At 63.8% G+C, this 24,229-nt stretch carries 19 protein-coding genes and 1 pseudogene; 5 read left to right on the top strand and 15 right to left on the bottom strand.

Annotation, left to right across the window (positions count from 1 at the left end; all coding sequences use genetic code 11):
• From XH80_RS12365 to XH80_RS12315, 11 genes are all read right to left on the bottom strand, one after another.
• Positions 1-409 (bottom strand): AMP-binding protein (locus XH80_RS12365; RefSeq protein WP_271598829.1); only part of this gene is annotated, 409 nt, incomplete at its 3' end.
• Between the two features lie 24 nt (positions 410-433).
• Positions 434-2,323 carry a TRAP transporter large permease gene (locus XH80_RS12360; protein ID WP_271598828.1) on the bottom strand — a complete coding sequence of 630 codons (1,890 nt, stop codon included), beginning with the start codon at positions 2,321-2,323 and terminating at the stop codon, positions 434-436.
• 15 nt (positions 2,324-2,338) lie between these two features.
• Positions 2,339-3,358: a TRAP transporter substrate-binding protein gene (locus tag XH80_RS12355; RefSeq protein WP_271598827.1), complete on the bottom strand. Its 1,020-nt coding sequence runs from the start codon at positions 3,356-3,358 to the stop codon at positions 2,339-2,341.
• A 451-nt stretch (positions 3,359-3,809) separates the two neighbouring features.
• Positions 3,810-4,730, bottom strand: coding sequence for an NAD-dependent epimerase/dehydratase family protein (locus XH80_RS12350; protein ID WP_271598826.1), 921 nt, complete (start codon positions 4,728-4,730; stop codon positions 3,810-3,812).
• Between the two features lie 4 nt (positions 4,731-4,734).
• Positions 4,735-5,769 carry a fumarylacetoacetate hydrolase family protein gene (locus XH80_RS12345; RefSeq protein WP_271598825.1) on the bottom strand — a complete coding sequence of 345 codons (1,035 nt, stop codon included), beginning with the start codon at positions 5,767-5,769 and terminating at the stop codon, positions 4,735-4,737.
• On the bottom strand, positions 5,766-6,344 hold the full coding sequence (locus XH80_RS12340; RefSeq protein WP_271598824.1) for a cupin domain-containing protein: 579 nt from the start codon (positions 6,342-6,344) through the stop codon (positions 5,766-5,768). The genes XH80_RS12345 and XH80_RS12340 overlap by 4 nt, the downstream gene beginning before the upstream one ends.
• A gap of 25 nt (positions 6,345-6,369) precedes the next feature.
• The gene (locus XH80_RS12335; RefSeq protein WP_271598823.1) at positions 6,370-7,533 is read right to left on the bottom strand and encodes an MFS transporter; all 1,164 of its coding nucleotides are present in this window, start codon (positions 7,531-7,533) and stop codon (positions 6,370-6,372) included.
• 82 nt (positions 7,534-7,615) lie between these two features.
• A complete protein-coding gene (locus XH80_RS12330) occupies positions 7,616-8,746 on the bottom strand; it encodes an FAD-dependent oxidoreductase (protein WP_333968730.1) in 1,131 nt (376 codons plus the stop codon).
• A 39-nt stretch (positions 8,747-8,785) separates the two neighbouring features.
• Positions 8,786-9,154 (bottom strand): Rieske (2Fe-2S) protein, encoded by a 369-nt coding sequence (locus tag XH80_RS12325; protein ID WP_271598822.1) that lies wholly within the window; start codon positions 9,152-9,154, stop codon positions 8,786-8,788.
• Positions 9,138-10,091: a VOC family protein gene (locus XH80_RS12320; protein WP_271598821.1), complete on the bottom strand. Its 954-nt coding sequence runs from the start codon at positions 10,089-10,091 to the stop codon at positions 9,138-9,140. The genes XH80_RS12325 and XH80_RS12320 overlap by 17 nt, the downstream gene beginning before the upstream one ends.
• A 24-nt stretch (positions 10,092-10,115) precedes the next feature.
• Positions 10,116-11,273, bottom strand: a complete 1,158-nt coding sequence (locus XH80_RS12315; RefSeq protein WP_271598820.1) for an alpha/beta hydrolase family protein — start codon at positions 11,271-11,273, stop codon at positions 10,116-10,118.
• A 138-nt stretch (positions 11,274-11,411) separates the two neighbouring features.
• On the opposite strand from XH80_RS12315, the gene XH80_RS12310 reads away from it, so the two are divergent.
• Positions 11,412-12,320, top strand: coding sequence for a LysR family transcriptional regulator (locus XH80_RS12310; RefSeq protein WP_271598819.1), 909 nt, complete (start codon positions 11,412-11,414; stop codon positions 12,318-12,320).
• 83 nt (positions 12,321-12,403) lie between these two features.
• Here the strand turns inward: XH80_RS12310 and XH80_RS12305 are convergent.
• A pseudogene (locus XH80_RS12305) lies at positions 12,404-13,382 on the bottom strand (SphA family protein).
• A gap of 529 nt (positions 13,383-13,911) precedes the next feature.
• On the opposite strand from XH80_RS12305, the gene XH80_RS12300 reads away from it, so the two are divergent.
• Positions 13,912-17,745 carry a Dyp-type peroxidase gene (locus XH80_RS12300; protein ID WP_271598818.1) on the top strand — a complete coding sequence of 1,278 codons (3,834 nt, stop codon included), beginning with the start codon at positions 13,912-13,914 and terminating at the stop codon, positions 17,743-17,745.
• 18 nt (positions 17,746-17,763) lie between these two features.
• Here the strand turns inward: XH80_RS12300 and XH80_RS12295 are convergent, their stop codons facing one another.
• Positions 17,764-20,817, bottom strand: a complete 3,054-nt coding sequence (locus XH80_RS12295; protein ID WP_271598817.1) for an ATP-binding protein — start codon at positions 20,815-20,817, stop codon at positions 17,764-17,766.
• A 403-nt stretch (positions 20,818-21,220) separates the two neighbouring features.
• Here XH80_RS12295 and XH80_RS12290 point away from each other — a divergent pair, with 403 nt between their 5' ends.
• Positions 21,221-21,523 carry a hypothetical protein gene (locus XH80_RS12290; RefSeq protein WP_271598816.1) on the top strand — a complete coding sequence of 101 codons (303 nt, stop codon included), beginning with the start codon at positions 21,221-21,223 and terminating at the stop codon, positions 21,521-21,523.
• 22 nt (positions 21,524-21,545) lie between these two features.
• Complete coding sequence (locus XH80_RS12285; RefSeq protein ID WP_157083700.1) at positions 21,546-21,683, top strand: hypothetical protein; 138 nt, start codon at positions 21,546-21,548, stop codon at positions 21,681-21,683.
• Between the two features lie 43 nt (positions 21,684-21,726).
• On the opposite strand, the gene XH80_RS12280 is transcribed toward XH80_RS12285, so the two are convergent.
• Positions 21,727-22,485, bottom strand: coding sequence for a CBS domain-containing protein (locus XH80_RS12280; RefSeq protein WP_271598815.1), 759 nt, complete (start codon positions 22,483-22,485; stop codon positions 21,727-21,729).
• A 136-nt stretch (positions 22,486-22,621) separates the two neighbouring features.
• On the opposite strand from XH80_RS12280, the gene XH80_RS12275 reads away from it, so the two are divergent.
• Positions 22,622-23,308: a c-type cytochrome gene (locus XH80_RS12275; RefSeq protein WP_271598814.1), complete on the top strand. Its 687-nt coding sequence runs from the start codon at positions 22,622-22,624 to the stop codon at positions 23,306-23,308.
• 63 nt (positions 23,309-23,371) lie between these two features.
• On the opposite strand, the gene XH80_RS12270 is transcribed toward XH80_RS12275, so the two are convergent.
• The gene (locus XH80_RS12270) at positions 23,372-24,187 is read right to left on the bottom strand and encodes a hypothetical protein (protein WP_271598813.1); all 816 of its coding nucleotides are present in this window, start codon (positions 24,185-24,187) and stop codon (positions 23,372-23,374) included.
• Positions 24,188-24,229: the final 42 nt, after the last annotated feature.

Below are 24,229 nucleotides of genomic sequence, written 5' to 3'. Positions count from 1 at the left end.
ACGCATCGGTGATGACACCGGCGAATTCCGGGTCGACCAGGATGATCTTGGCGCCGCCATGGTCGAGCTGGAAGGCGATGGAGGGCGCATCGAGGCGGATGTTGAGAGCGTTGAGCACAGCGCCGGTCATGGGAATTGCGAAATGCGCCTCGTTCATTGCCGGAGTGTTCGGCAGCATCGCAGCGACGGTGTCGCCGACGCCGATGCCTTTGCTGGCAAGATAGGAGGCAAAGCGCTTGCAGCGCTCATGCGTCTGCCGCCACGTGAAGCTGCGGCCCTCATAGACCGTGCTGATCTGATCGGGATAGACGCCGGCGCTGCGCGCGAGGAAGCTCAGCGGCGACAGCGGCACATAATTGGCGGCGGTCTTGTCGAGGCCGATATTGTACTGGTTCTGCCGCTCACTCATCGACACCCTCCTTGACGCCATGCGTTACAGGAATCCGATCGAGATCCAGGGGAACACCGCGACGACGATCAATCCCACCAGCAGCGCCAGCAGATAACCCCAGATCGGCCTGATGCCCTCGGCAGGCTCAACGCGTCCGATGGCACAGGCAGCATAATAACCGACGCCGAACGGCGGCGCGAATAGCCCGATACCCATCGCAAGAATGATGATCATGGCGTAGTGCACCTCGTGCACGCCCACGGCGCGGGCGATCGGAAACAACAGCGGCCCGAACAGCACGATCGCCGGGATGCCCTCCAGCACGCTGCCGAGGATGGTGAAGGCCAGGATCGATACGGCGATGAAGCTCGCAGCTCCCCCTGGCAATCCGGTCATGGCGGAGGCCAGCGAGCGCGAGAAGCCTGATTGCGTCAGGCCCCAGGCCATGCCGGTAGCCGTGCCGATGATCAGCAGGATCGCACCCGACAGCGCTGCCGTCTCGACCAGCATCGGAAACAGCCGCTGCCAGTCGAAGCGGCGGTAGATGACGAGACCGACAAGGGCGCCATAGACGATGCCGATGGTCGAGACCTCAGTGGCGGTCGCTATGCCTTCGACGACGGCGTAGCGGATCACGAAGGGCAGCGCGAGCGCGGGCAGGGCGATGACGAAGGTCTTGCCGATCTCGGACGCGGTTGCGCGGCGGACATGGCTCATGTCCTCATGGCGGTAGCGCCACCACACCAGCATGCAGAGCGTGACCGCGAGCACGACGCCTGGCAGCAGGCCGCCGGTGAAGAGGGCGGCGATCGAGACGCCGGTGACCGAGCCGATCGTGATCAGCACCAGGCTCGGCGGAATGGTTTCAGTCTGGGCGCCGGTCGCCGCGAGTAGTGCGACGAGATCGCCGGGCTTGGCGCCACGCTGCTTCATCTCCGGGAACAGCACGGGCGCGACCGCAGCCATGTCGGCGGCCTTGGCGCCTGATATGCCGGAGACCAGGTACATGGCGCCGACCAGCACGTAGTGCAGGCCGCCGCGGACATGGCCGAGCAGGCTCGCCAGGAACGCCACCATGGCCCGGGCCATGCCGGTCATCTCGATCAGGAGCCCCAGGAACACGAACAGCGGCACGGACAGCAGGATGAGGTGGCTCATGCCTTCGTCCATCCGTCCGACCAGCACCATGACCGGCGTGTGCGTGGTCAGCGCCAGATAGCCGAAGATGGCTAGGCCAAAGCCGAACGCAATGGGAACGCCGGCGAAGACGCAGAAGCCGGCGACGCCGACGAAGAAGATGACGAGGTTGAGATTGCCGAGCGGCCGCAGGTAGGGCTGTGCCAGCCAGAACAGCCCGACCACGAGCGCGACCGACATTGCGGCCGTCAGCACCTTCAGGTAGTCGGCCGCCCGCAAAAGACGCAGCAACGCGAATGCCGCCATCAGGCAGAGCCCGACCGGCAGCGCGACGGCGCGCCACATGTTCGAAATCTGCAGCGCTGGCGTCGTAATGAAGCTCTCTTCGTAGGCGTAGTCGTAGGCCGGCCAGACGATCATCGCCAGGAACGCCAGCGCGGCAGAGACCGCCACCAGATCGAGCCAGGCCCGCATCGCAGGCGTGGCGCTGGCGACGATCGCGGTCATGCGCATATGCTCGGAGCGGCGGAACGCCACTGCCGCGCCAAGCATGGCCAGCCACAGGAAAAGGATCGAGGCAAGCTCGTCCGACCAGATCAGCGGCCGGTGCAAGCCGTAGCGCGCGACCACGCCGGCGAACAGGATCACGATCTCGGCGACGACCAGGATCGCCGCGGGGATCTCGACGGCGAGGCCGAGGATGCGCTCCAGCGAAGCCAGCAACTGAGATCGGCGAGGGGGCTGACCAGCCACCTCGCCCACCATTTCGGTCACCTGAGCCTCGACCTGAGCCATGACGGCCCCAACGCGTTACGACAGCTTGCCGACGGCCTTTTCCAGCAGCTCCCAGGCCTGCTCGCCATATTTGCCCTTCCATTCGGCATAGAAGCCGGCGGAGCGCAGCTTGTCGCGGAATGGCGCGACCGTGGGCTGGTTGAAGGTCAGGCCCTTGCCCGCCAGCTCCTGCTGGAGATTGGCGTTCAGCTTGGCGGTGTCTTCGCGCTCGTTGAGGGCGGCCGCGTTGATGTTCTTGGCGACGATGGTCTTGATGTCGTCAGGCAGCGCGGCCCAGGCTCTGCGGTTGGCCAGGAACCAGAATCCGTCCCACATGTGGTTGGTCAGCGAGCAGTATTTCTGCACCTCGTAGAGCTTGGCCGTCGAGATGATCGCCAGCGGGTTCTCCTGGCCCTCGACGATCTTGGTCTGGAGTGCGGAATAGACCTCGGCGAAATTGATCGAGGCGGGGGCGGCGTCGAACGCCTTGAACATCGAGGTCCACAGCGGCGACACCGGCACGCGGATCTTGAAGCCCTTGAAGTCATCGGGTCCGGTGATCGGCTTGGTCGACGACGTGGTCTGGCGGAAGCCGTTGTCCCAGATCTTGTCCATGACCTCGAGGCCGGCCTTCTTGATCTCGCCGCGGACAAAGGCGCCGAGCTCGCCATCCATGGCCTTCCAGACCGTGTCGTAGTCCGGGAATGCGAAGCCGATGCCATTGATGGACGCGGCCGGCACCAGGGTCGACAGGATCAGACCCGACAGCGTGAAGAACTCGACGCCGCCGGAGCGGATCTGGCTCAGCATGTCGGTGTCCGAGCCGAGCTGGTTGTTCGGAAAGATCTGGAGGTCGAACTTGCCGCCAGTCTCGCTCTTGATCGCCGCGGCCATCTCCTTGGCGCGGACGTTCAGCGGATGCGAGTCAGGCAGGTTGTTGGCATATTTGTAGGAGAACGCGGCGGCCTGGGCACGGGCCACATAGGGCGCGCTGACCCCGCCAAAAACGGCGGTCGCGGCGGTGGCCTTGAGAAGCGTGCGGCGGGAAAAACTCATGGGTGGGCTTCCTCGGAAGTTTGTTCTTGTTGTGAGACGCAAACCTATACGGACGTCTGGTCGGCAGTCATCTGCGATCTCGCGGAGCTCGCTTATTGCAGCCGGACAGGGTCGCGGCAATATCGGCTTTCGATGTGGATCAGCCGCGATCCAAAACGCGAAAACAACCCCATGCACAGTAGCCGTCAAGCGTGGAGAGCCGAGGCCTGAGTTGACGCTGGAGCGAAGGCTGCGTGGCAGCAATTCGGCCTAAATATTTGAACTAATTCGATATAAATATATTCCATAATATACCTTATGCGAATTACGGATATGGGTGGGCCCATAGGATTATCAGTCTGGCCCGGCATTTGGGAACCGAGCTTCATGGACCGGGAAATCGCCAATCGCGAAGGGGTCGGTCGCCAGTGCACCCTGCTCGGCCTTTGAGCACCCTCCTCGTTGACGCTGGTTAGTTTGCTTGAGCGAGCGCATTCCTGATCAGCGTCGCGACCGAGCCGTCGTCGGTGAAGCCAAGCACGCGCTCCTCGGCAACGTCCAGTTCGGGAAAGCGGCCAAAAGTCGCCTCGATTCGGTGATCCGGACGATATTGAACGAGGGACGTTCGTCCCGTTCCAACGACCTCCGCAACCGCTTCGACGACTTCTCCGATGGTTAGATGCAGCGCCGGAAGCTGAACGGTACGGCAATGGGCGATCGCGCCGGCGTGCTTGAGGTTGTTCACCGCCGCGACGACGGATAGCCACCACATGGTGGCGCTCGGCGACACGGGACAGCAACAGGGCTCGCCGGCCGAGAGCGAGTGCAGGAGCTCACTCATGAAGGCGGAGCCGAATCCGGTTGCCGGGCCTGGGCGGGCCACAATGCCGGGCAGCCGCACCGAGATGCCGGTCATCTCACCCCGCCTGGTGTGGTCGGCCAAGGCGATCTCGACCATGCGCTTGTGCGCGCCATAGGTAATCGCAGGACGCGGCGGCGTTCGCGAACTGACGGGGCCGGAACTCGGGCCGTAGACCGCAATGCTGCTGGCATAGACCACGCGAGGGCAGCGAGACGTCGCCGCCAGTCGTTCCAGAAGATCGAGCGAGGCGTCGAGATTGACGCGACGTCCGAGCCGCGGATCTTTTTCGGCAAGCGCTCCCGGCACACTCGAGAGATGGAAGACCAGATCGAATTCGTCGCGAAAGATCGCGTCCATGACGGCACGATCGTCGATCCCGCCGCAAATCCAGCGTACGATGCCTGCTGCAGCCCAAGCCGGCCGCTCGGCTAGGTCGACGGCGACGATTTCCTGCACAGCTTGGTCGCCCATGAGCGACTTCAACAGCGCGCTGCCGATGAATCCCCCCGCCCCGGTGACCAGAATCCGCATCGGCTCACACGACCCCGCGATCGGACGAGTGAGCCCGCGCCGCAGCCTCTGGGCGCCCGCCCGCCCGGACGACCTTCTGATCGACGCGACCAAATGGTCCGTCACGCCCATCGGCGAAGCGCGCCTGCATGGACACGCGATCCCCGAATTTCAGGAACGGCGTCCTGGCCGCGCCATGATCGAGCATTTCGATGGCGCGTATCTCCGCAAGGCAGCTCGAGCCCCCCGAGCGATCGGCGTTCGACACGGTTCCCGATCCGATGATCGTCCCCGCCGTGAGGCGGCGCGTTTTTGCGGCATGGGCGATCAGCTCCGCAAAGCTGAATGCCATCTCACGGCCCGAAGCCGCGCCGATCCGCTCCCCGTTGCGCCAGACGCCAAGCTGCATGTCGACGCGTTCGTCACGCCAGGCGTCGCCGAGCTCGTCCGGCGTTACGGCGATTGGCGCGAAGCTCGTCGAGGGCTTGGCCTGGAGGAAGCCAAATCCGGTTCGCACCTCGCGCGCTCCAATGGTGCGCAGGCTCCAGTCGTTGATCTGCACCACGAGCCGGATGTGCTTGCCGCACTGCGCAGTCTGCGTCGCCATCGCGACCTCGTCGACGATCACCCCGAACTCGCCCTCGAAATCGATCCCGTCAGCCTCGGTCACAAAAGGCACATCGGCATGCGGACCAAGAAAATCGTCGCTCGCTCCCTGATACATCACCGGGATCGTGTCGAAATCCGGAATTGGCGGTTTGTCGAACGCAAGATCCATCAGCCGCCCATGATTGAGAAATGCCGACCCATCGCACCATTGCGGCGCGCGCGGCAGCGGCGCGAGGCAGCGAGTTGGATCAAACGGCACGGCATCCTCGGCGCGGCCGTGGTCGAGCCGCTCGCCGAGAAGGCGCAATGGCGCCTCCACCGATGGCCAGCAGCGCAGCGCCGTCAGGAGATTCGGCGCGATCACGCGCGCACCGACCGCCCGCTGAAGATCCCTGGAAACGACGACCAGCTTGCCGTCGATGGTTCCGTCATCGTAGGTCGCAAGTCTCATGAGCCAGCCTTCGATGCATTGACTTCGTCGCTGAATTGTCCATCGACAAGCATGAACAGCATTCGACAGGGTTGGCCGCTTCGGTTTGCCCACGCGTGGTTCGTGCCACGCTGGATCACGACGTCGCCGGCTTTCAGGTTCGCTTCGCCCTTGTCGAGCACCAGCGTGATCTCCCCGGAGATGACGATCCCGTAGTCGACGGTTTCGGTGCGATGCATCAACGGATGCGGCGAGTCCGGTCGCACGGTCGATGCATGCGCGTCGCCGACCTGGCTGAACGCATCCTTCATCCGCGCCGCGCCGTTCTTGAGGAAGTCCTCGGTGTCGGGCGGAATATCAACGAAACGGATGCGAGTGCCATGCGCCGGCGGCGGCAGGCACAGCGGGCCAATCGTCGGGTCCGGTCCGTTATCGATGGAGACAGGCGTTGCAGCCGTGCTCCACACCTCATGGAACATCGTCCCCGGAATTGCGGCGAGCGCGACCACCGTCGGCAAGGAGCCATCGGTTGCGATCACGGCATCACCATGCCTATCATGACCTGTCACGACACGACGAATTGGTGCAAGCGACATTTGTATTCCTCAATTTGATTCGTCATCAGGCGACTTCGAGCGATTGCGTACGTGCGCCCCCTGCCCTCGTGGCAAACACCCTGGAGAACAGCAAGACAGCGACGGTCGAGATGGCGATCGCGCCAAGTCCCAGTGCCTGGTAGCCGAAGGATTGAACCAGCGTGCCGCCCAGGATCGGACCGACCGCGGCTCCGATCATCAGCATCGCCGGCGTTCCCGCAAGCGCGCGGGCCGTCGGATCGAGCCGCGACAGCAGGCCGAAGGCGAATGTATGCGTGAAGATCATCACCGCGGCGAACAGCACCGTCGGGATCGCATAGGCAAGAAAGCCGCTGCCGAAGGTGATCGCCAATGCGATAACTGCCTGACAGATCGGCCCCGCGATTACCACGGTCCTCGCCGACAGCTTCTTTTCCAGGGCAGCCGCGAGCGGTGCCGGCAGGAGATTGACGAAGCCAAGCGCGATCAGCACGCCGGTGACCGCTTCGGTGCCGTAACCTCTGTCGACCCCGATGCGCTCGATGAAACTGAACATCATCGCCTGGGTCAGCGCCATGCAGCTCACCCCGGCCACGCCGAACCACACGGCTCGAGAGAGGTGGCTGACGTCCGCGATCAAGTTTTCCTCACGCGCGACGACGGCAGGAAAAGAGATCGCAGCAACGATCGCGGCAATCGCCATGACGACCGAGAATACCGCGAACAGCGCGCGCCCTCCGAACGCGCCGATCAGGTTCGGCGTCGCGCCGAGGAACACGATGGCGAAGGCGCCCAGCGCCATGCCAACGATCGCAAACAGGCGATGCGGATTGGCACCGCGCGCGATCGTCCCATGCGCGAAGCTGAGGCCGCACGCGGCCGATGCGCCCGCAAAGGCGTGCAAGACGGCCAGCGTCGGAAACTCTGTGACCCATGCTGCGGCGAAGAAGGCTGCCGCGGCAAGCGCGAAGCCGCCGATCACGGCCAGCCGCGCATTCATGCGGTTGAGGCGTGGTGCAAAGAACAGGCTGCTGAGCACCGCGCCGATCAGGAACAGGGTCGCAAGCCCGCCTGCCTGCTGAGGCGCGAACTTGTACTGCGCGATCAGGGCGCCGACCCAGACCGGCAAGGCGACGAGGTCCACCATGCCGGCGCAGTGCGCCACCATCAATGGAAGACGGCCTGACCAGTTTTCCGTTGTCGATTGCATTGCTATTCCCCCTCTTCTTTGTGTGTTGTGTTTCGGCGCGAAAGCAACGAGGTGCGGGCTGCGCTCGCAGCCTTTCCTCGGATCAAATCGGCTGCGTCAGCGCCATGACCGACTCCCGCATGATCCTCGCATGCTCGGCTTTGTCGCCGTTCTCCATCTCGATCCGGCAGAGCCGTTCCGAATTCTCGATCACCATGCGGCAACGCTCCCAGCGCCGCGCGTGGAAGCCGTCGAACGCGTCTTGCAGGGTCGCAGCCTTGGCCAGCTCCTCCGCAAGAACGATGCCGCTCTCGATGCCGATGCCGGCGCCGGACGCCAGATGCGGCGTGGTCGCCGCGACCGTATCGCCGATCAGAATGACGCGCCCGCGATTCCACGGTGCCGGCACGAGGAGGTTGGCCAGCGGTCGGTAGTCGATCGCGGCCTCGGGGGCGAGGAGATGGGGGCGAAGCGCGGCGAGAACCGGGTCGCTGAACGGCTCGATCATGCTCGCGACAAGCTGCGGCCAGGTCTTCGCATCAACGTTGAGCTTTCCCGGCCGCGGCTCGGTGACGAACATATACAAGTGCGTCGGCGAGACCGGATTCACGCCGACCTTTACTGCGCCACCCAGCCACATGCGCGGACGTTCGATATCGGATGGCCTCGGCAAAACCGCCCGCCAGACGCCCTGTCCGATATATTGCGGCGGCTTGACCTCCGGAAAGAAACGTTCGCGTGTTTTCGAGTGGACGCCGTCGGCGGCGACGACCAGATCGTAGGTGCCAGTCGGCCCGTCTGTGAACGCGACGGTGACCTGATCGCCCCTTTCCTCGATCGCCGTATAGGTGCATCCGACGCGAACCGCGACGTCGCTCGCGCGGGTGGCGTCTGCGAGGATCCGTCCCAGTTCAGGCCGCATGATCCCGCCGCCCCCTGGAACGTCCGAGCCCGCGACTTTGGGCGTCGGAATCTCGCCAATCTTGTGCCCGGTGGGCGTGAACAGATCGACGCCGCTGGAGGTGAAACCGCGCCTTGCGAATTCGCCGAAGACGCCGATCGTCTCGAGCGCGCGCAAGGTCGGACCATTCACGGTGATGCCGGCCCCTTCAGGACGCCAATTGGGATCGATCTCGACGAGATCGACGTCGATGCCGGCTTTGCGCATCTGGATGGCCGCAGCCATGCCGGAAAATCCGCCGCCGATGACCAATACTTTACGAACCACCGCCAAGGTGTCCCTCCTCTTGAAACTCGCGCCTTTTCGGCTGCCTTATTCTTCTTTCACCAAGAGATCGCCGCGCAGATCAATGATGATCGGCACGGCGGTCAGTCTTTTGCCCATGCACGGGCCCTGCACACACATCCCGCTGTCCGGCAGGAATTCCGCCCCATGCGCATGACACACGATGCGCGTGCCGTCGGCATTCAGGTACGCGTCCTTGCGCCAGGCCATCGGCGCTCCGTCGATATGCGGACAGGCGTTGCGCCAGGCCTGCAGGACACCGCCCCACCGAACGACGAACATCGTGTCCTCACCGGACTCGTACGGATCGAACCCGCGCGATTGACCTTCGCCGATCTCGTCGGCTCGGCCAACCCGGAGTAGCCCTGCAATCTTCACCTCAAGCGTAGTCACCATTTTCGTGGATCCCTGGACCTGGAGCCCATTTCTTGCGCATCTTCAAAAGGAACGTCTGTGACGCATCTGCCGACAGCGCGGCTTCGCGCGGCGTCCAGTTGGCGTCGTGCATATCCATGTCCGCATCCATCTCGATGTGGCAGGCGAACGGGCTGTTGAAGTACCAGAACCAGTTCGAGCCCAGGATGTGGCGGCCGGGCCCCCAGAACGCCTGATAGCCCTTTTCCACGAAACGGTAGCCGTTGGTGATCATCTCCGACGGACCGCCGAAATGGAATGTGAAGTGCTCGACGCCGTGCATATGCGGAGGTGCGTCGATCAGGAAGTGGGTGTGATGGTCGAGCGACCCCGCCGGTTGCAGAAACGGACCGGTCGAGGTGAAACGATCCGTGCAGCGAAAGCCCAGCCGGTTGACGTAGAAGGCCTCCGCCTTCAGTACGTCGGGCACAAAATACACCACATGCGATAGCGAGCGCGGGCGGATCACCGTGCCGGGCGGCGGCACACCGAGGCTGTTGACGGGACGGAAGACCACGCCACCGGGGGCGTTGGAAATTTCGCCTGGCAATGCGAACGGCCGGCGCACGGTCACACGAAAGCCGATGACGAAATTCGAATCGTCGACCGATTCGATCGAGCCGTCAGGCAGCACCCGGACTTCCCGATCCCGGCGCAATTCCGCAGCGATCGCCTGCAGCGTCGCGCTGTCGGCGACGCCCATCATGGTCTTGCGCAGGCGACAACCAGGCGCAGGCGGCGCGGGCAGCCGCGGATTGTCTTGGCGCGCGATCACCACCGATGTGCCGTCAATCGCCTCGAACCGTCCTCCAGCATCCGAGACGTCGACGGGCGTCAGCCCATAGTCGGTGAGGAAGCGCGCGGTACCGGGCACGTCATCCACGCCGAAGATCAAACTATCCAGACCTACGATTTTCATTCTTCCCTCCGGAAATGCCGGCATTCAACTGGTGCGCCCGCTCAATGTCTCGGCCACCCAATCGGCGATGTACTGGCCCGCATTGATGCTGTTGTCGAAACTCGCATGCTGCGCGCCGCCTTCGCGGTCGGTGAAGACCTTGAGCTCGCGCTTCGGGCTGTTCACAAGATGCTCGTAGGTGCGCTCCGCCCAATGCAGCGGAATCTGCGAGTCCTTCTCGCCATGGGTCACGAGGAACGGCACCCTGATGCGGTCAAGGATGCCGTCGAGATGAACGTTCTCGGCAATCCGTTCGAAATCGGCCTGGTCCTTGGCGCCCCAAACCCAGCGCACATGCGCCCAGTAATGCGGGACCGGAAAGCTGCCCTCCTTCTGCAGCCGCTTCCTCTGCACATCGCGCCAGTCATGATTGGCGCCCCAGGCGACTCCGCAAGCAAAGCGCGGCTCGAAGGCAACGGCGCGCGGACAAAAATAGCCGCCGAGCGAAACGCCCTCCAAGCCGATCCGTTCGGGATCGACGTCGGCTCGCGTCTCGAGCCAGTCAACCACCCGGCTCGCCCAATGCTCGCTGTCATAGCGCGCCGTCATTCCATGCAGGCGAAGGGCCTCGCCGGAGCCCGGCTGATCGATCACGAGCGAGGAAACGCCCCGCCTGGCAAGCCAGGCCGGCAATCCGACGCGATACTTCATCTCCTTGGTTGAATCGAGACCGTTGACTTGCACCAGGACCGGAGCCGGACCTTCGACGCCATCGGCTCGCACGAGAAGACCGGCGATGTGGGCACCCTCATAGGGGATTTCGACCCGCTCGCAATTCTCCCGCGCCAGGGCGACGCCCTTGGCGAACACATCGAGAAAGCGGCCGTAGAGTTCGAGGCGGCCCGGCGCACCGTGGGCCTGCAGCCGCTCGCAGGTGATCAGATAGGTGGCGGCACGTCCGTATTTTTCGCCCGCGGAGAGCCGCCGTCCGCGCTCCTCATCCTCGGCAGCAAGCCCGCAGAGCTTGTCGGCCATGCGCGACCAGGTTTCGCGGAACGCCGCCGTACCTGCGGCATCAGCCTGGCGCGCGGCCTCCTGCAGAGGCGCGCACATCTCCTCGATCTCGCCGATCCTGGCCCCCATTTCGATCGCAAGATCGACCGAGAGATTCCAGACGTAGTTCGTCGGAAAATACCTGAACATTGACCTACTCTCGGCGCACGAAAGACGCGCGCCCTGGACGTTCTTCCCGATCCTCAGGTAGCGCCCTTTTATTCCTCTGAAAAATTGATTATTAAGATCGTTGATATTGATTTCATAAATGGATCATCGGGCGTCGCGATGCGCTTCAACAACAAGTTCGATCTCAACCTTCTCGTCGCCCTGGATCATCTGCTGCACCTGCGCAGCGTGAGCGGGGCAGCGGCGCGCATGAATGTGACGCAGTCCGCGATGAGCAACGCGCTGCTTCGCCTGCGCACCTATTTCGATGACGAGCTTCTGGTGAAGATCGGGCGCAAGATGGAGCTCACGCCCCGCGCCGAGGCGCTGAAGGATTCCATCAGGGACTTGCTGGTCCGGGTCGACTGGACGATCGCCTCAACGTCGGAATTCGATCCGGCTCAGTCCGACCGCTGCTTCAAGATCCTGGCGTCCGACTACACCATGGCGACCCTGGTGCCGGCACTGCTCGCGCGCTGCGAGGCGGCCGCTCCCCGCATTCGCTTCGACTTCCTCCAACAGGTTCAGGCGCCCGAACGCGCCCTGGAGCGCGGCGACGTCGACTTGCTCATCATCCCCCAGGAATTCAGCTCGAAACTTCACCCTTCGGAGGTCCTCTTCGAGGAGGACTTTTGCGCCATCGCCTGGAGCAAGGGGAAGTTCGCTCGGGGAAAGCTTTCGCGCACCGACTACACCAAGGCATCCCACGTTGTGATGCGGCCGGCTATTGCGACTCAATCCCTGGAGACGCGCTACCTGGAACAAGGCGGAGTGACGCGCAACGAGGCGATCTCGACCTACGCCTTCACCGCGATCCCGCATCTTGTCGTGGGAACCAATCGCATCGCCACCCTGCACCGTCGGCTTGCGAAACTTGCGCAGCGAAGCCTACCGATCCGCATCATCGAACTGCCGGTATCGTTGCCAAGCATGCAGCAATGCGCTCAATGGCACCGCTATCGCTCGAATGACGCCGGCCTGATCTGGTTGCGCGATACCATGCGGGCAGCCGCTCTCGACTTGCGCTAAGGCCACACGCAGAAAGCCGGCGCAAATGCGCCGGCTCGCTATCAACGCCTCGTTGGGACCAGATCCTTGGCTGGTCACTCGGATCAGTGCTTGCCCGGTCCGGCACCCGGCGGCGGTGCGGGCACCCAGATTGGGAAAGCCACATTGGCCCAAACGGTGTCGGCCTTGGTGCCGTTCTCCACGTAGAACGTGTGCTGGTAGTTCAGGTTGATTTGAACGGGACCTGCGTTGTAGGTGACCGAGGGGCCGAAATTCAGCGCCCGAAGACGGTTGCCATCCTGAACGCCTGCCGCATTGAAGGCCTTGATCCCGTTCACGGTGTCATCTGCATATTGCTGAATGTAACCGCCGACCACGCCCAGTTTCCAAGCGCCGACATTGTAGCCCGAGGTGAAGTCGACTGCCAAAGCGTCGCCACTCCTGTACTGCTGCAGGCCTCCCGTGAAGACGTTGACCGATTCCGTGTTGGTTCCGTTGAGCAACAAGCGCGGCGAGATCGCGAACTCGAACCCCTTGGGATCGGCGTAGCGATACGCGAACACGGGCGAGATCGTGGTGTAGTTGGTGCCCACATTGAGGGGCTTGCTGGGAGAGTAGGTGCCGGTGTTCGGCATGATGTCGAGCCCGAGCGTGACGCTCTGCAGCGGCGAGAGCGCCCAGTTCAGGATCACCGGCGAGATCGTCAGGTTCGCAAATCCGTTGGCCTGGAACGTGCCCCCCGGGTTCGAATTCTCGATGTGGACGTATGGGACAACAAGCTGAGAATAGACGTGAGCGCCAAAGAACTCGCCGGGATAGCTGGCGAGAAACCTGGCCGTTTCCGAAACCGCCGAAAGCTGGAAATGGAATGGGCAGCTTGTTGCCGCTTCCATCGTAGAGACCGTTCGCGCTCGTGTAGCTGGTCTGGCTGATCGCAAAGAGACCCGGGATCGGCGGAAAGGCGCCGACGAAAACGCCCGGCGAACCGACTGGGTAGTTGGTCACGCCGTTCTCTGCGGCCATTGCTCCGTTGGCAGCTCCGACCAGGAGCATCATTGCGGAAAGCTTCAGTACTTGCTTCATAGTCCCCCCATGCGCGATCGTCCTCGCAAGCGAGGTCGCGGGCGTCATCCCCAAGCTCATTCATTCGTGCCGACGCGCCATCGACCGTCGGAATGGCGTCATATTCCGCGAGCTCCAGTCATTCGTAAAATTGATCTTTGAAATCCGAGCTATTTATTAAAATGATGACCGCCCGCCGAGGTCACGCCAGCCAAACGCGGTCACACTGCAACGTCACCCTCATCACTCCCGACACCCGATGGTTCGTCGAGACGACGTGATCGGATCGGCGTGCCGCAACAAAAGTTCGAAAGTGTGGGCCAGTTCATAGAAGCGTCGGCGCGGGAACAGCAGAGTTGGAATTTGGGAGACGACTTTGGGTTGAGGTGCCGCCGATTTTGCGACCGTAGGCGTGGGGCAAGTTGTCTTGGCCGGGCGATCTCATCGACACGGCGATCTCAAGCTGTACCGACTGAAATAGTTCGCAAAATTGTTTTTGGGCGCGGCCGCCGCCGACAGTTCGGCCGCTGGCCACCAAGGGAGGCAGGACATGCGGCGCGATTTGACGATCAAGACCGGCAGCATGAGCGGCACTTCGGACTTCAGGGTGCTGGCTCCGATCAAGAAGGGGTTCGTGCCGTCCCTGGACGCGACGACGTACAAGACACGCGCCAAATATGTCCTGCGCGCGCTGAATGGCGGCCGGGCAAGCGCGTTTGAATACGAACTCGCCCGCGTCCTGTCCGATTCAGTGGATCGTGTCGGGCGCATCCACTCGGTGGGAGTCGCAGTGCTCGAGCCGGAGGACGACGCAGTGGACGCCGTCGACTATGTGCTTCTGACCGCGACATTCGACGGCTCCTGGGAAGCCTATGTCCGCGTCATCTGGCAGAAGGCCGCGCGGCTGCTCGACCTTATCTTCTGCAACACCGAGGGCTATGTGCTCGGTTATGAGAACACCTATGAGGACTGGGGCATTTGGCTGAAGAGCAGGCAGTCGGAGGCCTACTTCCTCTACGCCACGCCCGACCTGACCGTGGACGACACGCGGTTTCTGCGGATGGAGGAGCGCGTCTATCGGCGCGTATCGGGCACTGATGCAGACCAGATCGTCACCCGGATCAGAATTCCCTCCCCTGAAGACATTGCGCGGCGCTCCATATTCGAGGTCGACGGCGCGATCGGCGCCGATCCCACCAATGCCGGCTTCAGCAAGCCGCTCACGATTGCGGCTGCCGGTCGGCCCGCTTTCTATCACGGCATACGCGCGCTGGCCGCGCTGTACCATCTGGCCGATTTCTATCCGCCCGGCACGCACGATGGGCAGACCCTGCACCGCGCGGCGCATGAGCTGCTGCCGGAACTGGTGCTGATGCTGAACGACAGCGCCACCTACGGCGACGGCATCAAGCGCGCCCTCCTGCGTTATGAAGAGGCCGTGCGCTGGCTGATGACACCGCCCAACGTCGCGGCGCCGCGGCGCAATCTTCCCCTCGCGCTGCCGGCCGAGCCGCCGTTGCAGGATCGGGGCAACGTGCAGGGCGGGATCCTGACCGCCTACCCCGATTCCGATCACGGCTGCCTGCTGCTGTTGCAGTTCGCTAGTCCGGCCGCATTGGCGGCGTTTCTGAACGTGCTTCAGGTGACCTCCGAAGCGGATGTTCCGACCGCAGGGCAGATCGTCACCAATATCGCCTTCACGGTCGAGGGACTGCGTCACGCCGGACTGTCCGATGATGAGGTCCGCTCACTGCCCGAGGAATTCGTGCAGGGCATGGAACGACGCGCCGGTTTGCTCGGCGACGTGCGCTGGAATCATCCCCAGCGATGGCGCCTGCCGGCAAGCAACTGGGCGCTCGGCATTGAGGCGCCGGACCTGCGCGAGGATGACCCGGCGCCGCGCATCAACATGAGCGCCGTCCATGCGGTGCTGCAGCTGCGCCACTTGTCCACGGCGACGCCGATGGCGGAGACCAGAGCAGCGCTGATGGCCGAGATGAAGCGTCTGGTCGACGTGGATCCCGGCGTCAAGCCGCTCTCGATCCAGTGGATGCAGCGCCAGCGCGATGCGGCGGGCAACGTGCAGGACCATTTCGGTTTCACCGACGGCACGTCGAACCCTGTGCTGCGGCAAAGCGATGCCGGCTCGCGTTATTCCAACCAGGTGCATCTCGGCGAAATCCTGTGTGGCTACCCGAACCTGGCCGACGAGAAGGCCCCGTTCGGCGACGAAACCAATCGAATTCATGCGTTCCTTCGCGACGGCAGCTTCCTGGCGCTGCGCAAGCTGCGGCAGGACGTGGAACAGCTCGAGCAGGTCCTTCGCGACGCGCGCCAGGCAACCGAGGCTGTTGCCGGTGGGTCCGCCCCGCCCCTGACCCGCGAGATGCTTCTCGCCAAGATGATGGGGCGCTGGCCCACCGGCCATCAAAAGGCTGGCCAGCCCCTCATCCCGAATCCGCCAACCAACCCGCAGGGCAATGACTTCAACTATGATGGCGACACGCAGGCCCAATCGTGCCCCTATCACGCCCATATACGCCGTGCCAATCCGCGGGTCACGATCACCGCGGCGGATGCCGGCGCCCGGCCGCCCCGCATCGTCAGGCGCGGCATGTCCTACGGACCGCCCATCAAGCGCGATGACCCGCAAGCCGCCAAGGATGCGCTACAGCAGGAACGCGGGCTCGTCTTCATGGCCTACAACGCCAGCCTCGGCGAGCAGTTCGAGGTGGTGCAGAGCTGGCTCGTCGCAGGCAACAGCTCGGGCGCCTTTTCCGGGGAGAGCGATCCGTTCCTCGGCCTTGCCGAGCCGGGCCGGCTCCGACATTTCCGTTTCGAGCATGGCGGCAAGACGGTTCACATGCCGCTCGACGGGTCCGATCGACTCCACGACGAGCCTCGCCCGTTCGTCCGCCTGGAATGGGGAACCTATCTGTTCGCGCCATCGAAGAAGGCGCTCGCCAGCCTGCAGCAATGGGCGGCGGCCCAAGGCCGCAAGCCGCTGGTGACGTGGAGCGTGGACGACGGCGAAAAAGCGATCGCACGGCTGCGTGAGATCGAGAGCCAGCTAGGCGAAGCCGCGGCGATGGCGGCATGGAAAACGGCGCTGGAAGATCCGGATTCGGCCTCGCATTTCGTCAACGCATCGATCTGGGCTGCAATCCGCGAGCGCCACGGCGGCGTCCTCCGCACGCCGTTCGGGGTCCTCGTGGCCGACCGGGAGGAGGTTCAGCAAGTCTTTGCCGATTCAGGCACCAAGCTGACGATCACCGGCTACCTGCCCCGCATGCAGCGGTCATTCGGCATTCTGTATCTCGGCCGCGACGCCGGACAGGAAGATCATGCCTATGAGCAGGAATCCGAGATCTGCAACGCCGCGATCATGGCCCTCGACCAGCGGAGCGCATTCGAGATGGCGCGCAAGGTCACGCAGCAGGTGCTTGGCTTCATGGTCAAGCAGACGATTGCCTATGCCGCTGCCGACGGCACATCGAGCTGGGACCTGACCGTCGAGGGGCACGAACTCGTGAATCCGCTGCTGGGCGCCTTCTGCGAGGAGTGGTTCGGCTTGAGCGAGAATGGCGGCTACTTCCGTCGCGGCGGCTACCGCTGGGACTGGAAGCCGGGCGATCCCCCCTTCTATCCCGGCCATTTCCTGTCGCCGTCGCGCTACATCTTCCAGCCCCATCCGAACAAGGAAGTGGAAGCGGTCGGTGCCGCGCATGGCACCGCCGTACGCAGCGCCATGATCGATTTTCTCGACAAGTTCAAGTCGACGATCACGGCTCCCGTGACCCGAGCCGTCCTCGATTCCCCGCGCGCTGCGGGCGACGTCCCGTTCGTGGCGCGCACGATCGCCGGCGCCATGATGGGCTTCATTCCGACCACCGACGGCAACATGCGCAGGATATTGAACGAATGGCTGCGCGAAGGAAATTTGTGGGCCTTGCGTGCGCGCTACGCCGGCACCGTGGCGGCCGACTATACCGATGCTCTCAACCGGCTGAGAGACGACTTCATCCCGGCCATGCAGCTGCGCGCCGTGCCCGAATTGATCTGGCGCACCGCGATCGTCACGCACATGCGAGGAAAGGACGGGCACCAGGTCGAGGTCAGGCCCGGGGACATCGTCGTCGCCGGCGCGGTCTCCGCCACCCAGCAGAACCTCGTCGAAGGCCGTCAGGACATCTATCACGCCTTCGGCGGCAACCGCAGGGTCGCAGGTCACCCAACGCATTCCTGTCCCGGAGCAGATCCGGCACTGGCGGTAATGCTCGGTTTCTTCAGCGCGCTGGTGGAAACGACGCTGCCGTTGCGCCCCGGCCCTATTCCACTGTCTGTGAGCATGACTGGAAGGGTGCCGCCCCAGCAGCAGGGCTGAACCCGAGATGCAGGACGCTTAAGGCGCGCCGGCCAAGGCGCGGATCGTCTGGTCCGCGTGCCAGCGCATGCCAAGCGCGCGGAGCTTTTCGGCAGCCTCAGTTGCAGTCTTTCGCGCCGCCTCGCCCTGCCCTTGCAGTGCGAGAAGCTCGGCGTGCGCAGCCAGATTCAGAGCGGCATCGCGCAGCGAGCCGCGCCAGCCTGCGGAGGTTTCGGCGCGCAGCAACCAGCGCCGGCTACGTCCAAAATCCCCGCGTCGCGCCGCGAGCTTCGCAAGCGCGCGGCAGGCCATCGCCTCGCCCAGCCGCTCGCCCTCGCGCGCGCGGCCCAGTACATGGGCTGCGTACCGTCGTGCTGTCTCGACGTCGCCTTCGGCCGCCGCCGCTTCGACCAGCCAGCTATATTGAACCGAGGTGTAGAAGTGGAAGTTGCGTCGCTCCATCCATTGCGCGGCGTTTCGCAGCTGCTGCAAGCCATCGGCATCGCCGGTCATGGACCAGCGGGCAAAGCCGGACGCCGCGCGGCACGCCGTCAGCATCAAAAGGCTGCGCATGGTCCCGGCGGCGCGGGCGCCCTCCACGGCCAGTTGCTCCGCCTCCTGCCAGCGGCCTTGCCAGACCAACGCGACCGAGACCCAATTGCGCACCGAGCTGACGACCGGATGGGTCGACCCTTCGACCAGGCTCATCGCTTCGTTGAAGCACTCGTGGGCACCCTCGAAATCGCCCCGATCGGCCAGGATGCTACCCTTGCACGACAGCGAATAGGCCGAGCCGACGGCGATGGCGCCATGGCGGCGGCTGCGCGTGGTCGAGATGGCAGCGTCGATCAAGTCGGTGGCTTGGTCGTATTGACAACTTGCAGCGAGAATCTGGCCCAGCACGGCTTCGGTCCGGGCGATCAGGCGGGGGTCGCCGAGCCTGCGTGCCCATTCCAGTCCCGTTCGTGTGTGTGTCACACCCTCGCGAAAGCGGCCAAAGCCGTAACACATGTAGCCAAGCCACTGATAGGCGTTGGCCGTCGCGCCGGTGTCACCGAGCGATGACGCGATGGCGACCGCCTGTTCGAACACGCTGGTATCGTCGGTCAACGACAGCGGATCGAAGATGTTGGCCATGCCGAGTTTATTCGCCAGCAAGCACCAGCGCAGGGATTGCTCGCGCGAGCGATCCGGCACGCGATCCAGCGCATCCATAGCAGCCTTGTACTGGGACCCGGCAAGGTCCAAGGCGAAGGCCGCCATGGCCTTGTCGCCGGCGCGTTCGGCATAATGGGCCGCGTTTTCCCAATGGCCTGCGCCGCGCGAATGGTAGGCCAGGGCTTCCAGCGTGTCTTCGCGGTCGGCCTGCTCGGACCGTGCCAGCAAACTGGCTTCAATGCGCTGGTGCAAGGCCTGACGCTCGTGCAGGGTGATGGTGTCGTAGACAGCGTCCCGCGTGATGCCGTGCTTGAAGCGAAGGGCGTCGCCGGCCGGATCGGCGAAGAGAAAATCCGCGTCGGCCAATCCCCGCAACGTCGCCGGGTCGGGCTCGCTGCCGCAAGCCGCAATGAGCAGACTTTTCGGTACCGTGTTTCCGATCACCGCGGCGGCGCGGACCACCTTCACCTGATCGGGCGGCAGGCGCGCCAGGCGCGAAGCGACCAGGGTGGCGATCCATCCGCCTTGCTTGCTGCGCATTTCGAACGAATCATTGTCGTTGGCAGCGATGGAATGGCACAGCTCTTCGATGAACAGTGGCACCCCGCCGGCATAGGCGTGAACACGGGCCACGAGGAAGGGGTCGGCTTGCGGCACCCAGCGTCGTACGGCGATGTCGGTTTCTCCTCCCGCAAACGGCCTCAGCAGCAAGTGCGGCGCGCCGGAAATCCACTCGGTGCCGTCGTCGCGCGGCCGGGTGGCGAGGATGAAGCGCGGTCCATTGGGCAATTGCAGGAGTTTCTCCAGCAACTGCCGGCTCGCGTCGTCGGACCATTGCCAATCGTCGATCACCAGCACCAATGGTCCCTGCGCGGACAAGACGGTAAAGAACCCGAGCAGGTCACCGACCACGCCATCGACGGTCATCTGGCCGCCGCGCGCATCAGCCCCGGTCGAGGCCAGTGCGATGATCGTCTCCGCGCGTGGACCGAGTTGGGCGAGCCATGGCTGCAGGGCGTCCCGGGCCGTCTCGTCTGCATCGGCGATCGATGCGTCCGGTCGTATCCCCAATGAGGCGCGCAGCATCTGCAGAAACGGTTGCAGCACCTCGGCGCCGACATAGCTCTCGCAACTGCCCCGCAGCAGCTTGAACTGGTCGGTATCGCAGTCTCGCAGCACCTCCTCCAGCAGCCGCGTCTTGCCAAGCCCAGGACCGCCGACGACGACCGCACAACGTCGCGAGGCCGGGTGTGGTTCGCTGAGAAAGCCGGTCAGAAAATCGAATACTTCGTCGCGCCCAACGAAGGGCGTCAAGCCGCGCAGGGACGTTGCGTCAAACCGCCGGGTCACCATGCTTCGTCGCAGCACCGCGCGCGCCTGGGGCATCTCCGGCCCCGCGTCAGGCACCTGAATCGGGCCGCCGAGCTCGAAAAAATTCGCATGCGGCCCGAGGGAATCAAGACTGGCGAGGATCTCGCCCGGCGCAGCCCGACGCGACAGATGCGCCGCCGTGTTCACGACATCGCCGACCAGGTCATATCGGCCGGACTCGATATCCCCCTCCATCAAGAGCAAGGTGCCGGCGTGGATGCCCGAATGCATGCGAAGCGGCATCAGGGCCGGCGGCACGCTATCGTGGCGCAACAGCCCGACCCACCGGTGAATATCGATGGCGGCTTCGGCTGCACGACGACCGTCGTCCTCACCGGAGCGCGGATAGCCGAACACGGCGAGGACACCATCTCCCTGGGTCCTGATAACGCGGCCGCCATGCTTGGCCACGGCGCGATGCCAGATGGCCCTGAGCTGGCCCAACAGTTCGGAGAGGTGTTCCGATTCGATATCCCGGCCCAGCGCGGTGGACCCGACGAGGTCGGAGAAAAGCACCGTCAGTCGATGACGTTCGCCTTTCAGGTCGCGGGTCTGCGTGATCATCGCTGTCGAGGCCGGCTCGTTGCCAAACAGCAAGCACGGCCCAACTGGCGCCAGACCGGATGCCGCAAGGCATCATACACGCCCATGGGTTGCCGGCTAGCGTCTTGGATCACAAAGGTAAATCTCGCTTGGCGGCATTCGCAAGCGATAGACCGCCTTGAAACCAACCCACCCGTTTAAAACCTGCGTGATCGCTGAGTGAGGTCTCCTACTGAGCGGCCACAAACAGTCTCCTGACCGCCCCTCGCCGATGCGAACATCCGATTGGATCAGGTCGCCGTGGCGATGCCCGGGCCGACCGATGCAAGGCTGACACGATGCCGAGTGTCACGCTCGACGCCAACGCCGGGCAGCCGCGAGCCCCAGCGCCCTATTCCATGCGGCCTTACGGATATTTCCTTAGGTGAACCGCCCGAATTTCGGCCTTCCGACGGATGCGTTAAAGGTTCATCAGCAGCACGAATTCGGCTCGTTGACGATGGAGCCTGCAGTGAACCACTCGATCTACACCGTCGATAAGACGACCCATCTGAAGGTGGTCGTCCTGGTGCTCGTCGGCAGCATCGCCATGATGGCGATCACGCTGACTGCGCGCCTGGCTCGTCCGGAAGTCAGTGCCCGAGCGACGGCGACCCGGACCGTTTACAAGCCTTATCCCGACCACACCCTGACCGTACTGACCCGACCAGAGAAGCATCCGATCTAGATCATTTGACGCAGGGCACCGAATGACCAACGAAGCGATCAAGGCATTGATGGTACTCGCGCTCTACGGAGTGCTTGAGACCGCACTCGTCTCCTCGTCGATCGGCAGATTGGCCAAGCGTATCGTGCCATCCGGAAACCGCCGCGTGCGCGGCAGGTAAATTCATGAGGAGGCACCCGGCGATTGCCGGGTGCGCTCTTTGACTACAATGGCTCGTCGTCCAGCGTGGATGGCTCCACCTGCAGCGACACGAAATCGCCTCCGCCGTAATCGTCCTCGGGATCCGGTCGGTCGGACTGGAGATAAAGCCGGTCCTCCACCGCGCGAACGCCTGCAACGTTCTCACAGGCCACGATGACCGCCCGATGCGCGTTTTCACCCCTGACCACGCCACGCAGCGTGACCGTGCCGTCCTTCACGCTGACGTTCAAGCAGACCGGCTGCCACGGTGTCCCGGCCAGCGCCGCGAGGACGGAGCGACGAATCTGGCCGTCGTCCCCGGAGTAGCCGGAAGCGCTGGTCAGCGGGCCGGCAACCGCGGACAGGAAGTCGGATCGGGTGATGATCCCGACGATGCGCTCGCCACGCATGACCGGAACGTGATTGAGATGCCGTCGCTCCATCATGTCGGCAACTTCCACAAGCGGCGCCTGCTCGGTGGTCGACACCGGCTGGCGGGTCATCACCTGTTCGACCGTGCGCCCGTGCTCCTTGACGAATTCGGCTGCAGTGCGATCGGCTCCGCGCAACATCGTGAGCAAACGGTTGCGTTCGTGCGCGGTGCCGATTTCAGGCCGCCTGAGGAAATCGCTTTCGCACAGGATGCCGACGAGCGTCCCGGCCGGATCCACCACCGGCAGGCCGCTGATGTGATGGGCAAGCATCACCTTGATGGCATCGGCGACCGGCGCGTCCGGCCGTATCGTCACAACGCGTCTGGACATGATCTGGTGCGCGCGCATGTCGTCCTCCGAAAGACAAAGAGGTATTTGCCGTGACAAACCACGTCTTGATCCGGATCAACGCCCGTCCGGTCCGTGATGCCATCCTGAACACCGACATCGGAACATTTCGAACATGCGCTTACGAACGGTTCTGTTGGGTGCGATCATCGTCGCGCTGTCCGCCTCCAGCGTCGCGGCGCCTTCGGATGTGTCGGCGGCGCTGTCCGACCTCATGACCAGACTTCAACTTCAGCACGCAAAGCTTTGGTTTGCGGGCAAGCTCAGCAATTGGAGTCTGGCGAATTACGAGATTCAACAGATCGAGGCCAATCTTGATGCCACCGGCAGGTTGCTCGCGAACCCGTCACAAGCCGATCGCGCCAGGGAGCAGATTCGGGCGGTACGCCAGGCGCTCCAATCGAAGGACGTCCCCGCGTTCATGGCATCGTATGCCGGGCTGACAAACGAATGCAACGGTTGCCACCGGAGCAGCGGGTATGCCTGGATCGTCATGCAGATCCCGCTCACCCTGCCCGTTCCCAATCAATTGTTTGTCGACCAGGTGTCCGAGGGGCGCGCGATTGTCAACGCCACTTGCGGGACGTGCCACGTCGTCGCCGACGCTGCCAAGGAAGCACCGGCGTTTCGCCCGTCCCCACCAGCTTTTCCGGAGATTATCAGCCGCCCCTCCTTCTCCGCGGACGGCCTGCGGCATTTCCTGACGTCGGGCCATCGGCGACTGGGACCAGACCAAGCCATGCCGAATCCGAGGCTCACCGAGTCCCAGGTCGAAGCCGTCGTGGCCTATCTGGAGACATTGCGAGCTGACCAGCGGCGCTGAAATGCGCCCACCTGTCCGGGCGGCACCATGCTCGCACGAGGCTGCGATCTGCAGCCGATGCGGCTAGCGCAACGGCAGCAATTCCAGTTGGCCCTGCGCCGTCTTGACCGCCGCGGTGAACCAGCTCTGGCTGGGCGCCTCCTTGGCGAAGCACTTGGTATAGGCCGCCATCGCCTGGTCTTCCCGGGCCATGGAATCCTCCGGCGTCTTCCTGGCCATCATCTGCTTCCAGACCTTCTCGCAGGCCGGAATCTCGGCCGTCTTGATGGCCTCGCTCGCGGCGAGGAAGAACACCTTCTCGCCACGGATCGCGACCACGTCGATCTCGTGCGGCGGACCCTTCAAATCGCCATTGCCGCGCACGCCGAGCACCGCGACCGCGATGCTCGCGGATGCCGGCTTGATGATGGGCAGCTCGGCATATTTGGCGAAGGCGGCGTCCTGGATGGCGGCATAGTAGAAGGTGTCGGACCTGAACGCCGCGTCGATCTCTTGCGGCATCGGATCCTTGCGGTGGTCGGCAAGCCAGCGCTTGAGCAGCGTGGTCGTCGTCACCACGGCCTGCTGCTTGTCGCCCGCTGTGGCGAAGGCGAGCCCGTCAAGATGGCCAAAGCCGATGTCGTCCTTGAACAGCGTGTCGACGTTCGACTTGCCCTCCGCGGGCAGCCCCCTGATCGTGACTGGTCCGATCAGGCCGCGCAGCACGCCGGTCAGTTCGCCCAGCGCCACATCGTGTTGCCTGCTGGTCTCCTCGCTCTCCTTGGCCTTCGAAAACTTCGCGATGTAGCGGTCGCGCAGATCGAGATAGTGCTGCTCGGAAGAGGCTGCGTGAGCCGGCGTAGCGAGGGCAAGCAGGCAGAGCAAGGCAAGTGATCTCATCGAATTATCCAGAAGACTGAAGGGCGATCTTCAGTCTTGGTG

The sequence above is a fragment of the Bradyrhizobium sp. CCBAU 45384 genome (assembly GCF_028128665.1).
Classification (GTDB): domain Bacteria; phylum Pseudomonadota; class Alphaproteobacteria; order Rhizobiales; family Xanthobacteraceae; genus Bradyrhizobium; species Bradyrhizobium manausense.
The sequence above is the reverse complement of the archived record's forward strand: the minus strand, read 5'-3'. Positions and strand labels throughout refer to the sequence as shown.

Excerpts from the sequence above, each read along its gene's own strand:
- XH80_RS12360 (WP_271598828.1), bottom strand. The coding sequence starts at position 2,323 with ATGGCTCAGGTCGAGGCTCAGGTGACCGAAATGGTGGGCGAGGTGGCT.
- XH80_RS12350 (WP_271598826.1), bottom strand. The coding sequence starts at position 4,730 with ATGCGGATTCTGGTCACCGGGGCGGGGGGATTCATCGGCAGCGCGCTG.
- XH80_RS12320 (WP_271598821.1), bottom strand. The coding sequence starts at position 10,091 with ATGAAAATCGTAGGTCTGGATAGTTTGATCTTCGGCGTGGATGACGTG.
- XH80_RS12340 (WP_271598824.1), bottom strand. The coding sequence starts at position 6,344 with ATGTCGCTTGCACCAATTCGTCGTGTCGTGACAGGTCATGATAGGCAT.
- XH80_RS12295 (WP_271598817.1), bottom strand. The coding sequence starts at position 20,817 with ATGATCACGCAGACCCGCGACCTGAAAGGCGAACGTCATCGACTGACG.
- XH80_RS12285 (WP_157083700.1), top strand. The coding sequence starts at position 21,546 with ATGACCAACGAAGCGATCAAGGCATTGATGGTACTCGCGCTCTACGGA.
- XH80_RS12300 (WP_271598818.1), top strand. The coding sequence starts at position 13,912 with ATGCGGCGCGATTTGACGATCAAGACCGGCAGCATGAGCGGCACTTCG.
- XH80_RS12355 (WP_271598827.1), bottom strand. The coding sequence starts at position 3,358 with ATGAGTTTTTCCCGCCGCACGCTTCTCAAGGCCACCGCCGCGACCGCC.
- XH80_RS12325 (WP_271598822.1), bottom strand. The coding sequence starts at position 9,154 with ATGGTGACTACGCTTGAGGTGAAGATTGCAGGGCTACTCCGGGTTGGC.
- XH80_RS12270 (WP_271598813.1), bottom strand. The coding sequence starts at position 24,187 with ATGAGATCACTTGCCTTGCTCTGCCTGCTTGCCCTCGCTACGCCGGCT.
- XH80_RS12310 (WP_271598819.1), top strand. The coding sequence starts at position 11,412 with ATGCGCTTCAACAACAAGTTCGATCTCAACCTTCTCGTCGCCCTGGAT.
- XH80_RS12315 (WP_271598820.1), bottom strand. The coding sequence starts at position 11,273 with ATGTTCAGGTATTTTCCGACGAACTACGTCTGGAATCTCTCGGTCGAT.
- XH80_RS12280 (WP_271598815.1), bottom strand. The coding sequence starts at position 22,485 with ATGCGCGCGCACCAGATCATGTCCAGACGCGTTGTGACGATACGGCCG.
- XH80_RS12335 (WP_271598823.1), bottom strand. The coding sequence starts at position 7,533 with ATGCAATCGACAACGGAAAACTGGTCAGGCCGTCTTCCATTGATGGTG.
- XH80_RS12345 (WP_271598825.1), bottom strand. The coding sequence starts at position 5,769 with ATGAGACTTGCGACCTACGATGACGGAACCATCGACGGCAAGCTGGTC.